At 41.7% G+C, this 13757-nt stretch carries 12 protein-coding genes; 9 read left to right on the forward strand and 3 right to left on the reverse strand.

Annotated features, from left to right (window positions below; translation table 11 throughout):
* Window positions 1–579 precede the first annotated feature (579 nt).
* On the forward strand, window positions 580–2280 hold the full coding sequence (gene ribBA / locus ABM313_RS02135; RefSeq protein ID WP_434686058.1) for a bifunctional 3,4-dihydroxy-2-butanone-4-phosphate synthase/GTP cyclohydrolase II: 1701 nt from the start codon (window positions 580–582) through the stop codon (window positions 2278–2280).
* On the opposite strand, the gene ABM313_RS02140 is transcribed toward ribBA, so the two are convergent.
* Together ABM313_RS02140 and menB are read right to left on the reverse strand one after the other, a co-directional pair.
* Window positions 2231–2362, reverse strand: a complete 132-nt coding sequence (locus tag ABM313_RS02140) for a hypothetical protein (protein ID WP_254923758.1) — start codon at window positions 2360–2362, stop codon at window positions 2231–2233. The genes ribBA and ABM313_RS02140 overlap by 50 nt on opposite strands.
* A gap of 185 nt (window positions 2363–2547) precedes the next feature.
* Complete coding sequence (gene menB / locus ABM313_RS02145) at window positions 2548–3378, reverse strand: 1,4-dihydroxy-2-naphthoyl-CoA synthase (RefSeq protein ID WP_434686059.1); 831 nt, start codon at window positions 3376–3378, stop codon at window positions 2548–2550.
* 1048 nt (window positions 3379–4426) lie between these two features.
* Between menB and ABM313_RS02150 the strand changes: the two genes are divergently transcribed.
* The 6 genes from ABM313_RS02150 (at window position 4427) to ABM313_RS02175 (ending at window position 9712) form a co-directional block, all read left to right on the forward strand.
* Window positions 4427–4714 (forward strand): hypothetical protein, encoded by a 288-nt coding sequence (locus ABM313_RS02150; protein WP_434686060.1) that lies wholly within the window; start codon window positions 4427–4429, stop codon window positions 4712–4714.
* 221 nt (window positions 4715–4935) lie between these two features.
* A complete protein-coding gene (locus ABM313_RS02155; RefSeq protein WP_434686062.1) occupies window positions 4936–5514 on the forward strand; it encodes a hypothetical protein in 579 nt (192 codons plus the stop codon).
* Window positions 5515–5765: 251 nt separating this feature from the next.
* A complete protein-coding gene (petM, locus tag ABM313_RS02160; protein ID WP_094535417.1) occupies window positions 5766–5876 on the forward strand; it encodes a cytochrome b6-f complex subunit PetM in 111 nt (36 codons plus the stop codon).
* A gap of 161 nt (window positions 5877–6037) precedes the next feature.
* Window positions 6038–6349 (forward strand): co-chaperone GroES, encoded by a 312-nt coding sequence (gene groES / locus ABM313_RS02165; RefSeq protein WP_103669214.1) that lies wholly within the window; start codon window positions 6038–6040, stop codon window positions 6347–6349.
* Window positions 6350–6466: 117 nt separating this feature from the next.
* Entirely contained in the window at window positions 6467–8101 is a 1635-nt protein-coding gene (gene groL, locus ABM313_RS02170; RefSeq protein WP_434686063.1) for a chaperonin GroEL, read from the forward strand.
* A gap of 345 nt (window positions 8102–8446) precedes the next feature.
* Window positions 8447–9712 (forward strand): O-antigen ligase family protein, encoded by a 1266-nt coding sequence (locus ABM313_RS02175; protein ID WP_434686064.1) that lies wholly within the window; start codon window positions 8447–8449, stop codon window positions 9710–9712.
* Between the two features lie 130 nt (window positions 9713–9842).
* Here the strand turns inward: ABM313_RS02175 and ABM313_RS02180 are convergent, their stop codons facing one another.
* On the reverse strand, window positions 9843–10397 hold the full coding sequence (locus ABM313_RS02180) for an Npun_F5560 family protein (RefSeq protein ID WP_434686065.1): 555 nt from the start codon (window positions 10395–10397) through the stop codon (window positions 9843–9845).
* Window positions 10398–10739: 342 nt separating this feature from the next.
* On the opposite strand from ABM313_RS02180, the gene ABM313_RS02185 reads away from it, so the two are divergent.
* Window positions 10740–12128: a TldD/PmbA family protein gene (locus tag ABM313_RS02185; protein ID WP_434686066.1), complete on the forward strand. Its 1389-nt coding sequence runs from the start codon at window positions 10740–10742 to the stop codon at window positions 12126–12128.
* A complete protein-coding gene (locus ABM313_RS02190; protein WP_434686067.1) occupies window positions 12121–13737 on the forward strand; it encodes a histidine kinase dimerization/phosphoacceptor domain -containing protein in 1617 nt (538 codons plus the stop codon). The genes ABM313_RS02185 and ABM313_RS02190 overlap by 8 nt, the downstream gene beginning before the upstream one ends.
* The last annotated feature ends 20 nt before the right edge of the window (window positions 13738–13757 follow it).

Raw genomic sequence — 13757 nt, forward strand, 5'->3', positions numbered from 1 at the left:
GCTTATCAGTCTAGTGAAGTACGGGTTTGTTTCCCCGTCTTTGGCGGGGAAACAAACCTTTGTACTTCGCTTGCTTGTAAAAGGCTATAGCAGTCCTATACATTTGTGGATTTTTTGGGTTTGTGGAAGGACACCCCATCGGGGTGTCCTTCCACAAACCATATAGGCTTGCTATATATAAAGTCAGATAGTTATTAAATATGGCAAAAAGTGATGCTTTATAGCTGTATTGAAGTGGTTAGACTAAAACACAAAATGAGGTAGCTGCTTTGTATTTAAAACTTTACTCAGTTTACTTTTTACTTCACAATAAGTAATTGAACATAATTAATCGTAAAGAAAACCCTTTAAAGTTAAGCCTCGCAGGAGCTCAACTTTAAAGGGTTTGGCAAATTATTTTTCACACGTACTTCGGTCACACTTTTGTGAATTTAGTATTACCAAGAAGAGAGGAGCGGCGCAAAGCGCCGCTCCTCTCTTCTTGCTGTAGCCATAGTACTATCCATGTTTTTCTGAGTTAAGCAATATAGAGATTGCTATATGATGGATATAAATAGCTTGAATGCCTGACAGTAAGCCTTGACTAAGTTTCAATTTGACTCTATTCCCGATGCCCTTAATGACCTCAAATCTGGTCGGCTCATTGTCGTTGTCGATGATGAAAACCGAGAAAATGAAGGCGATCTGATTGGGGCTGCCCAGTTTGCCACACCAGAGATGGTAAATTTTATGGCAGTGAAAGCTCGCGGACTTATCTGCTTAGCTATGACAGGCGATCGCCTTGATCGCTTAGATTTACCATTGATGGTTGATCGCAATACTGATAGTCAACAAACTGCTTTTACTGTCAGTATTGATGCCGTAGAAGGGACATCAACAGGAATTTCAGCAGAAGATCGTTCACGCACAATTCAAGCAGCAATTAATCCAAATACCCGCCCTATTGATCTGCGTCGTCCTGGGCATGTTTTTCCTCTCAGGGCTAAAGATGGAGGAGTACTGAAACGGGCGGGGCATACTGAGGCGGCTGTAGATCTTGCCCAAATGTCGGGTTTATATCCTGCTGGCGTAATTTGTGAGATTCAAAATGATGATGGCTCAATGGCACGACTGCCTGAGTTAATTGAATATGCTAAATTGCACAATCTTAAATTAATCAGCATTGCCGATCTAATTAGTTATCGTTTAGCCCACGATCGATTTGTGCAGAGAGAAGCGATCGCGAAGTTACCATCGCTATTCGGTAACTTTCGAGTCTATGCCTATCGCAACACCATTGATAATACTGAACATCTAGCGATCGTCAAAGGCGATCTAAGGGAATTTCCTGACAACGAAGTTTTAGTACGAGTACATTCTGAATGTCTGACAGGTGATGCACTTGGATCACTGCGTTGTGATTGTCGGGGACAGTTGCAAAGCGCCTTAAAAATGATTGAATTTGCTAATTGGGGCGTAGTTGTCTACTTGCGACAAGAGGGACGCGGCATCGGTTTAATTAATAAAATCAAGGCATATTGTCTCCAAGATGGTGGCTTAGATACAGTCGAAGCTAACGAAAAATTGGGATTTGGAGCGGATCTGCGTACCTACGGAGTTGGAGCGCAAATCTTGCATGACCTTGGTATTAAAAAAATGCGTCTAATCACCAATAATCCTCGCAAGCTAGCAGGGCTTAAAGGCTTTGATATTGAAGTAGTTGGACGCTTACCCCTGCTAATTGAAACTAATGAGCATAATTGGCGCTATCTTGAAACTAAAGCCGAAAAGCTCGGACACTTACTATTGCAGACCAAATTAATCACGCTTGGGATTCGCTGGACAGAACAGAAATCTCCTGAATGGCTCACACAGTTGCGTGAAGTTGCGGCAACAAACGATTTGCTTATGCAAGAAGAAACATCTACAGAGTTTGCGAGTTTATTTGCTAATGCCGATACACAAGACCCTGCCTTATTAGCAAAGGATATTGCTAGTAAGCTCTCGATTGTCCATCTAGGGTTTGATCGCTCCAATGAGATTTCCGACGACTGGTATGAGCAACCTAATCATCCCTATCGACAAGCGATCGTGCGTGTATTCAAGCATTTAAAACAATGGGAGCAGATCACGACCTTTAAGTTTTGTGTGGCGCTCAATGATGCTGAACTACCTGAAAGTTTTGTGGAGACAATCAATCTTGGGCTTGCTTGGAATACCCCTTGGAAAAGCGATCGCATGTACGAGTGGTTTAACTTTTTCCTCCACGACGGCGACGATCTTGCCATTCTAAATAAGTAAGATAACCAATGCCACTAGTAGCGATCGCCATCAGCACAATGGCAGCCCAGAAAAAAGTATTGAGGAGAATAGCTTCCGACATAAAACTTGATTGATTTTTGCTAACTAATCATAATTTATCAAGTGTATCGCGATCTCCTGATTTGCAAACCAAAAATAGAAGGGCGGCACAGAGCGCCGCCCTTCTATTTTCGGTTTTGATTTATCGTGACTAATTCGAGCATTGCCATAAAAATTATTGGCGGCGCGAAGCGCCGCCAATAATTTTTATGGCAGTTTGGGATATTGACGAAAATTAGGTTTGCGCTTTTCGAGAAATGCTTGCTTGCCTTCTTGAGCCTCCTGCGTCATGTAAAACAACAGAGTCGCATTACCCGCTAGTTCTTGAATACCTGCTTGACCATCACAATCAGCATTAAAGGCAGATTTGAGACAACGGATTGCTAGAGGACTCTTATCTAAAATCTCCTGCGCCCACTGAATGCCTTCAGATTCTAATTGCTCTACTGGCACAACCTTATTTACCAAGCCCATCTCTAAAGCTTCTTGAGCATCATATTGGCGACAGAGATACCAAATTTCGCGGGCTTTTTTCTGCCCAACTAATCGCGCCAAATAGGAAGCCCCAAACCCACCATCAAAACTACCTACCATTGGTCCCGTCTGACCAAAAATAGCATTATCGGCGGCGATCGTTAGATCGCAGACTACATGCAGCACATGACCGCCACCGATCGCATAACCAGCAACCAATGCAATTACAGGCTGAGGCATGGTGCGAATTAATCGCTGCAAATCGAGCACATTCAAACGTGGTACGCCAGACTCAGAAATGTAGCCACCATCGCCACGCACTTTCTGATCGCCCCCTGCACAAAAGGCATATTTACCATCATCTGCAGGACCTGCGCCCGTTAGCAAAACTACTCCAATCTCCACATCTTCTCGTGCATCCGCAAAAGCCGCAATCATTTCTGTAATCGTTTTTGGACGAAAAGCATTACGAACTTGGGGGCGATTAATTGTGATCTTTGCCATTCCATCGGCTTTGTGATAGAGAATGTCTTCAAATTCGGCGGCGATCTGCCAATCAGTCATGGTTTTGAGATAGAAAAGTACAGAAACTCATTTTATCATCGGCTAAAGCCGACATATCTTTTTTCATCTAAACACACTTGAGTCTAGATATAGCTATTTGCGTCGTGCTTCGCACGACGCAAATAGCGAAAAATGACAGCAACCAAAGGTTTAAAACCCAAAATACAAGTAACAGCGCGAAGCGCTGTTACTTGTATTTTGGGTTTTGATTTGTTTTGCATTGCTATAGCTGTCGCCATGCTTGTTAGGACATAAAAAACAAATAGTGTGAGGCGGCGCAAAGCGCCGCCTCACACTATTTGTTTTTTAATTTGTCCTGATACAGGTGACTATAGCTATATATGCCTAAAGATAGCCCTCATGTTTTAATGCCATCTTGCAAGAGGATTTGGTTTCCAAATCCCTACATTTTTCTAATGGTAGGTGCTTGGTCTCCAAGCCAAAATTTCTGATTCTACTAAGCCTTTTAGTGCTTCGGCAAATAAAACATGCAAAATCTGGAACAAATTTTTTATTTTAATAGTCTTTGATAAATTGTTAAATTTTGTCAGATATCACACAGACAGCTTATAAGATACTAAGCTATAAATATTATGACTGTACGGCTAGAATCTGTGCTCAGGAGAAAAGCAAAATGATTATTGTATGGAATAGCTTTTTCTTAGGAGTTATTTCCGCTTTTGCCTGCTCTAGCTTAGCTTTGTGGGTAATGGTTACACTTTCATTGGGGAAATCCCCTTTACAATTCAAATAACTTGTCGGCTAACGAAATGTCTATAAAGCTAAAGAAGAAGCATCGCAATTATTGCGATGCTTCTTCTTTAATATTGTAAGGTTTTGTGATTTTCATTGAACCAATACTCCCCTCCCATTCTAAACGAATAAGCACTAAATCCCAAGAATTAGTGGTGGGGTTCTTCGCGTTGCATCATTAATTTTTGGTTGTGAAGTGAGTAGCACAATGAAAATCGCTATATGGGTTTTGGTGGTGACGATTGCTATAATTAAGTTCGCAAACATATTCAAAAATTTTAAGTAAGGGCAAATAATGGCGACTCCTCATAGGACAAAACAGGTAAATCTTCGTTTTCCTCTGCCTTTATTGAGCCAAATTAAGACACAAGCTGATGCCAAACAACAGGCGATCGCTGATTGGATTTTAGCCGTGGTCAGCCGAGAGTTTGAGCAGAAGCCCGAAACATCACCAGAGACATCACCAGAAAAATCTCCATTTATATTGCACCCCGAACTTTTGACATATGTGGAGAATTGTCTAGCTCCGTTACATTCTCAAATTAGCGAATTGAGGACGCAATTGGGGGAGTCCAGAGCCTGATTGACAAAGGGACATTTAGTCAGGCAAATGTATCGGCTCCCAACGAAGAAAATTCCGACCAAAATGATAATAGTGCTAATGGCTTTAGTTCATCACCAAATGCGAAGCCACTATTTAACTCATTAGCAGGATTTGCGTTAGAAGTAGGCGATCGCCTTATCATCAATGGCGAAGAAGTAACTTTTAAAGGATGGGTCGATCAGTCACAGACAGCGATCGAAGTGAAGACGATCGCGGATGATTTATCTTCAGTTAAACAGGTTCGAGCTAAAGAGATCAAAAGTTTATCGCGATCGCAGGATATCGATGAGATTTCAGCATCACAGGATGTTACTAATAAGTCTCATCATGACGAAGATCATGTAAAGCCATCATCTGACGAATTTGTTGATCAGAGTAATGCTCCTGTCAGTGATAACCAAAAATCTCCCGATTCTGACGATCATACTGAATCATCTGTTGACTCGGAAGAAACCACGGAAATACCCAAAGAACCTGAACATAATGCTTGGGAAGTATGGACATATCTAGAAAGACAGCGCCTAAAAACGCTCAAATTAATCAATACATTCCAAGCAGAATGGGAAGCTAATCGTTTTGTGCGTGAAGCTGAACGTAGCGCTCCAAGCAATTTGCGAGTTCACTACGAGATTCGCCCAGTTTGGTTAGACGCAGCTGAAATTATGGGAGGTTATCAAAATGATCAAAGCTCTCCTAAATCTAATAAATCTAATGAGCGTCAAGTTGAGCGAAACGATGAAGACTATGCCGATGCGATCGATGTCGAGGTAATAATTTAATGTGAGTTCGATATATTTGTGTCGTGCTCCACACGACCCAAATGGCTAAAAATGGTAAGAATCGCTTAGCGATTCTTACCATTTTTAGCTTTCGGTGAACTGATGGTAAAGTTGCGCCCCGCAGGGGTGCAACTTTACGGGCTTGGAAAATTTATTTTGTACAAGTACTTACGCTCTGCGTATGACCTATGTTTTACGGTAAAATTCCTAAAGCAATATAAAGCAATATTATTTATTTAAAAGAGAAAATCATGGGAGAAATTGGTAATGCAATGGTCTTATCGATGGTATTAATTCCTGTCGGTATTGCCTTCGGATACTTCTTACTAAAGCTACAAGGCGAAGAACAAGAAGAAGCCTAATATTTCAAGAAGCGGCGCTTAGCGCCGCTTCTTGTTTCATCAGTTCGGTAAACCACACTATAGCCGTTGCAACCATTTCGGTTAAATTAGCACTCAGTCACCTAGAGTGCTAAACCACTCTAGACAACAACAAAAAATGTTAGTCAACTGAGTGAATACCAATGGCAACAACGACATTAAACGTAACTACTGTAAAACCTTTAGCCGATCGCGTATTTATCAAAGTAAGCGCTAAAGAAGAAAAAACCGCAGGCGGAATTTTCTTGCCTGAAACCGCAAAGGAAAAGCCTCAAGTTGGTGAAATCGCCGCTGTAGGACCTGGCAAACTCGATGACAAAGGTGAGCGCCAAGCCCTCGAAGTTAAAGTAGGAGACAAAGTTTTGTACTCCAAGTACGCTGGCACTGATATCAAACTTGGCACAGATGAGTATGTGCTGCTAGCAGAAAAAGATATTTTAGCGATCGTTGCATAATCACTGGTAATTGGTAATCGGTAATTGGTAATCGGCAACTGAGATCGAAACCCAATCACCAATCACCAATCACCAAATTGTTTGTTAACCCCTTACCTAGTTACCCAATTAAAAAATATGTCTAAAAAAATAATTTACAACGAAGATGCACGTCGCGCCCTAGAGCGTGGTATGGATATCTTGGCTGAAGCTGTTGCTGTGACCCTAGGTCCCAAAGGTCGTAACGTAGTTCTTGAAAAGAAGTTTGGTTCTCCTCAAATTGTTAATGATGGTGTAACCATCGCTAAGGAAATTGAACTAGAAGATAATGTTGAAAATACTGGCGTAGCCTTAATTCGTCAGGCTGCTTCTAAAACCAATGATGCTGCTGGTGATGGAACTACTACTGCTACAGTTCTTGCCCATGCAATCGTTAAAGAAGGTCTACGTAACGTGGCGGCTGGTGCTAACTCGATCGCTCTCAAGCGCGGTATTGATAAAGCAACTGCTTTCTTGGTTGGCAAGATCAAGGATCACGCTAAGCCTATCGAAGATTCCAAGGCGATCGCTCAAGTTGGAACTATTTCGGCTGGTAACGATGAAGAAGTCGGTGCAATGATCGCTCAAGCGATGGATAAAGTCGGTAAAGAAGGTGTGATTTCCCTCGAAGAAGGTAAATCCATGTTCACCGAATTGGAAATTACTGAAGGTATGCGCTTCGACAAGGGCTATATCTCTCCTTATTTCGTCACCGATGCTGAGCGCATGGAAGCTTCTTTTGAAGAACCAGTTCTCTTGATCACTGACAAGAAAATTGCTCTAGTTCAAGAACTCGTACCTGTTCTCGAACAAGTCGCTCGCTCTGGTCGTCCTCTGATCATCATCGCTGAAGACATCGAAAAAGAAGCGCTTGCTACTCTCGTTGTGAACCGTCTGCGTGGTGTTCTCAACGTTGCTGCAATCAAGTCTCCTGGATTTGGCGATCGTCGCAAAGCGATGCTTGAAGATTTGGCAACCCTCACAGGCGCTCAAGTAATCACTGAAGATGCTGGACTTCGCCTTGATGCAGTCAAGCTTGACCAACTCGGTAAAGCACGCCGCGTGATCATTACCAAGGACAGCACTACTATCGTTGCTGATGGTAATGAAGCCGCAGTTAAGACTCGCGTTGAGCAAATCCGTCGTCAGATTGAAGAAACTGAATCTTCCTACGACAAGGAAAAACTACAAGAGCGTTTGGCTAAGCTATCTGGTGGCGTAGCCGTAATCAAGGTCGGTGCTGCAACTGAAACCGAAATGAAGGATCGCAAACTTCGTCTTGAAGATGCGATTAACGCAACCAAAGCTGCCGTTGAAGAAGGTATCGTTCCAGGTGGTGGTACAACCTATGTTCACCTTGCTCCTGAGCTTCACTCTTGGGCTACAGCTAATCTGACTGGCGAAGAACTGACTGGCGCAATCATTGTTTCTAAAGCATTGTCTGCTCCTGTTAAGCGGATTGCTGCTAATGCTGGTTTCAACGGTGCAGTAATTGCTGAGAATGTCCGCGAAAAAGACTTCAACATTGGCTTCAATGCGATGTCTGGTGAATTTGAAGACATGTTTTTAGCTGGTATTGTTGATCCTGCGAAGGTGACTCGCTCAGCATTGCAAAACGCAGCTTCGATCGCTGGCATGATCTTAACTACTGAATGTATTGTTGTTGATAAGCCAGAAGACAAGGCTGCTAGCGGTGGCGGTGCTATGGGTGCTGGCGGAGACTTCGATTACTAATTAAGGGGTTCGCTAAGCGAATTTTAATCTCAAAAATAGAAGGGAGTGCGTAGCGCTCCCTTCTATTTTTGCATTAGGACAAGACTGTCGATAACTATAAATATCAATTCACAAAAGTGTCGGAACATTTTTGTGAATTGAAAATCAAACCCAGTAAGGTTTTTTAAAACAAAAAAATGCGTAGCCATTTTTTTGTTTTGAAATCAAAGCTCAAGTATGAAGCGCTATAATACCAATTCTTGAAAGTGAGGCTAGATTTCAAGAATTAGAAATCTAGTTCAACAAGGTTTTTGAATTACAAAAATAGCAACGCTATTTTTGTAATTAGTATAGTGAGGTGAATGGATGCTCTGGAAATCAGCCGAAAATGATAAGTTGAAATTAGAGTGGAATTGGCTACAAAGTGTTGCTATCTTTATGGTTATTAGCAATGTTTTTATGCCAGCTTTTGCTTCATTACTAGCTTTGAGAGTTCTGTTTCGCTATGGATGGAGAGCGATCGCCTCACCAGTAAATCAAGCTTATTTCGGGTTGTCGTTATGGATGATTTTCACTACCATCATCGCTTTTAACCCTCCCACTGCTGCGGGTGGATTAGCGAATTTCTTACCATACTTTTTTTTAGCTGCCATTACTAGCTATATTATTCGTACTTCTACCCAATTTATTCATCTTTTATGGTTATTGGTACTGAGTTCCTTAATGGTGAGTGGATTTGGAATTTTACAAGCCGTTATCGATCGCCCTGATTGGATATTCCCAAAAGTGATTTTTGATAGCTACCCGATTCCGATGGGATTTAGTCCTGATCGCCGCATTCAGTCATTTTTTGGACATTTCAACGAAACAGCTGCTTACTTGTTAATGATTTTACCGATCGCTTTACATTTTGCACTTGGCAAAGTTAAAAGTATCTCCAAATCTCAACAAGTGATCGCTACTATAGCGTTAGCCCTAGGAACTTGCGTACTTGTTCTGACTGGTTCACGGAACGCTTGGGGACTTGTGATATTTGGTGCTGTAATATTGGCGATCTATTACCGTCAGTGGAAACTAGTGGCAGGATTTGGAGTTATCTCGCTTGTCATTGCATGGGGGGTATTTGGGCATGAATTGGGTTTAGGCGGTGAAGTGGTGCGATCGCTATTACCAGAAGGATTTGTCAATCGCTTAGCCAGTACAGTTGATCCAAAATTAGGTGGTTACTCTTCTACAGCCGATCGCTTGAATGCATGGCAATTTGCCCTCTCTCTCATCTCTCAGCATCCAATTCAGGGCTGGGGGCTACGCAATTTCCCACTTGTAGCCCAATCTATGGGCTACAACTTGCGCGGATTACCCCATGAGCATAATTTGTTTTTAGCGATCGCTGTTGGTTCTGGAATTCCTGCACTGTTAGGATTTATCGGTATCATCGGCTGGACAATCTACGCATCATTTACATCAGCACTGATCAAAGAGTCGGAAGGAATGATTGTCGCAGTTACAATTGGGGTAATGCTCTTTTTGTTTTCTGGTTGGTTAGATTTAGTACTCTATGAACCACGTTTGAGTATGTTGTTATGGTTTTTGCTAGGTGGGATGTATGGCTTAACCAGACATGACAAGTAAAGGAGGCGCTTAGCGCCTCCTCTACTTACAGAGATTTGTGTTCAGACCCAAATCAAAAAAATTTTGAAAGAGTTGCGAAGCAACTCTTTCAAAATTTTTCTTGTGGCTCGTTTGCTCGGCGATTGCTGTATTAGCCCAATGCAGGCATAACTCTGGGTAGCTCAAGGCGTTGTTGAGTGGTAGGACGACGAGTAGTTCGACCTGAAAGGCGGAAACTAAGGCTTTGCAACTCAATATGCAATTGGCGATTTTCCTTTTGGAGTGCTTCAATTTTTTGTTTGATAGGAACAATCCGCTCTGCAAACTTAGCCCGATAAATATTTGGCAACTCCTGTACAACTTGCTCTAGCATCCGATTGCGATCGCTCATTTCTTGGATGGTGTGACGCAATTCTAAAGCTTCGCGATCGCGATCTTGGATTAGTGCTTGTGACAAGGCTAATTGATTTTCGACTAGCGCTAGTTTTTCTGCCAAACAACGCATTTCTTCTGAATGCTGCTCATGCACCTCAGCATTGGGCAAAAAAGCAGTATTTCCCTTGACCAAACGAAAAAGCTCTTCAGAAAGCTGCTGTACTAGCAGATCCTTTTGTTCTAAATCAACCTTAAGTAAATTGATTTCCTGCTGAAGATTGGCTGTCATGTTTTCGGAGGGATTCGCGATGGCATTTACTGTGGCATTCATAGGTGCAATTCATTAAGGGAATTTAGGCTAAGATATATATCACACAAGTACTCAATTGGCAATTTACATTTTTTATTTGACATCAAGTTTGATGTAAGTTTTACTTTTATTTTTCACTGCCATGGCAGTCCTAAATGGTTTGTAAAATAGGGCACTTTCAGGGTGAGCCATTTTCCACAAATGCAAATTTCAAAAACTATAAATAATCTAGGATTGCTATAGGCACTGCAAAAAGTAATATTAATGGTGCTACAGTACCTAATTATTTATCCATTAAAATGATATTTTTGTGCGATAATTCCAATTAAACTGCATCAAGAGTCTTTCTTAAGAGCTTCATATATGGACATATGGCAAGTTAGAGATCAAATTTCGAGCTTAGTGCAGAAATATAAACCACATGTCGATTTTTTTGCGATTCGATTGGAGCGATCGCAGGGAGCAGATATCTTTTTACGCAGCGGCAAGATTGAAACCTTGAGTATGGGTATCTCCATTGGCGGGCAGGTGAGAGCTTGTCATCGAGGCGGATGGGGATTTGCTAGTTTTAATGATTTGGAGAATTTGGAAGAAAAGCTGAAAGAAGCGATCGCGGCGGCAAAATGGGTGGGTAATGAAGCAACTGTTTTAGCTGACGTGGAACCTTTACAGGCAAAAGTATCACTGATTCAGGAAAATCTCCAGAATATTGCACTTATCGACAAAAAGAATTTGTGCGCTCACTATACAGATATTTTGCGATCAGTTTCTGATCGCATAGTTAGTACCTCTGTGCGCTATGGTGACTGTACACAGCAACTGGTATTTGCGACATCAGAAGGAGCAATGATCGAGCAGGAATGGGCTGACTGGGAGTTAAGATGTTCTGCGATCGCAAGGGAAGGTGATACTGTCCAAACTGGTAGAGAAACCTTTGGATCAAGGCGAGCCTATAAAGATTTACTTAATTTAGATCAGCAGGTAATGGGGGCAGCTCAAAGGGCTGTGACAGCGTTAGATTTACCGACGGTACAAGGCAATACCTACACAGTGGTAATCGATCCGATTTTGGCGGGATTATTTGTGCATGAAGCATTTGGGCATCTCTCAGAAGCAGATATGCTCTATGAAAATCCCGATATGCTAGAGACGATGAGCATTGGTAGAAGATTTGGCTCGAATGACTTACAGATATTTGATGGCGCAGCAGTAGCTGAGCATCGAGGTAGTTATCTTTATGACGATGAAGGTGTGCCTGCGACAACAACACAATTGATTGCTGATGGTGTATTAGTTGGGAGGTTGCATTCGCGGGAGACGGCAGGAAAGTTGGGTGAGCAAGTAACTGGAAACGCAAGATGTTTGGATTATCACTATCCGCCAATAGTAAGGATGACTAATACTTGGATTGGTCGGGGCAAAACACCTGTGGCGGACTTATTCAATGATATTCCTGTGGGTGTGTATGCCAAAAATTGGCAAGGCGGAATGACCAATGGCGAGATGTTTACCTTTACCGCAGGGGAAGCTTGGATGATTCGCAATGGCAAAATCGCTGAGCCTGTCAAAGATGTGACACTTTCGGGCAATGTCTTTGAAACACTGGGAGATATCGAGGCGATCGGTAATGACTTTGTGTGGGATGAGTCTGGAGGTTGTGGTAAAGGAGGGCAGAGTGGGCTGGCAGTTGGCTGCGGTTCGCCAAGCTTGAGAATTAAGAATGCGATCGTTGGAGGCGAGTCCCATGGCTAGAGTCAAACCAGAGCTTAAATCAGTTAACTTCCAATTAGTCCAAACGATCGCTGATCAACAAATAACTGAAGATCGATTGAATTTGCAGCTTAATCGATTAAGGCTCATGTATGATTTTGTATCAGCTTTGAATAATGCTCAAACAGTTGATGAAATTTATCAAGTTGCTTTAAATGGAATCTGTCCTCCACTGCGAACTTCGCGAGCAGCCGTGATCCTTGCAAAGTCTTACCAAGGTTTAAAATATCAAGAATCTATAGGACTTAGTCAAAAATACAAGCAGTCTATCGAAGCTTTTTTTGAAGATCCATCTCATCAAGTAGAATCAAAATTTCGATCTTTCCCTTACTGTGCAATACTTCCTAGCGATCGCAACTTGCAGAGCATCTGTCAAGCTGAAGGCATTGGGGCGATCGCCGTGTTTCCATTAGAATATGAGCGCAGACATTTAGGTGATATTGTCGCGTATTTCGATGCTCCTAGACAGTTCACTGAAGAAGAAGTCCAATTAACACAGACAATAGTTACTTATGTTGCGATCGCGCTAACCCGTAAGCAAGCAGAGCAAGCTCTTAAGGAAAGTCAGCAATTTATCCAACGGATTACCGATACAATCCCGAATATTCTCTATATTTACGATGTAGAAGTAAAACAGAACATTTATTGTAATCAGGCGATTACTCATATTCTTGGCTACTCCTTAGCAGAGATTCAGTCTATGGGTGAGTCCTTGCTGCAAATTATCGTGCATCCTGATGACTTTGCGAAAGTAAAAGAACATCATGCCCATGTACGCGATCAAAAATCAGAAGATTTATTTTTTATTGAATATCGGATGAAAGATGTTCATGGTAAATGGAAATGGTTTTACAGCCAAGAAACTGTGTTTTTACGAAACTCTGATGGCGCAGTTAAGCAAATAATCGGTGCAGCTTCAGATATTACGGAATTGAAAGAAGCAGAAACTAGACTACAATCATCACTTGCTGAGAAGGAAGTTTTATTAAGAGAAGTCCACCATCGAGTTAAAAATAATTTGAGTGTGGTTGATAGTTTACTGTCAATGCAGGCTCGTTATATAGATGATGCCGCAGCTTTAAGAGCAATTTCAGACAGTCAACGGCGGATTCATACAATGTCACTGATTCATGAGCAATTGTATCAATCTCAGGATGTGGATAAGGTTGATTTTTGCGAGTATCTACAGCGTCTAGTTGGTAATCTGTATAGTTCTACAAGTTTTAATACTAGTCAAATTGAATTGAAGTTAGATATTAATCCCACTTTATTAAATATTGATACTGCGATTTCTATGGGATTAATCGTGAATGAGTTATTAACTAATGCCTTCAAATACGCATTCCCGAATGAACATCAGGGATTGATTGAGGTGATTTTATATAGGTCTGTGGATGATCATAATTTACATTTAATTATTCGTGACAATGGAATTGGTATTCCTGAGTCTGTTGATTTTAATGCGACAGCTTCTCTGGGTTTAAGATTAGTCCGCATTTTGACACAACAATTACGAGTAAGCTTGGATTTATCCTGCGATGTGGGTACAAGTTTTCATTTTACGTTGGACACCAAGCCCTGTAAAACCTAAACAAAAAGAGGCAGCACGAA

The organism is Pseudanabaena minima str. Chao 2107 (genome assembly GCF_051131155.1).
Taxonomy (GTDB): domain Bacteria; phylum Cyanobacteriota; class Cyanobacteriia; order Pseudanabaenales; family Pseudanabaenaceae; genus Pseudanabaena; species Pseudanabaena minima.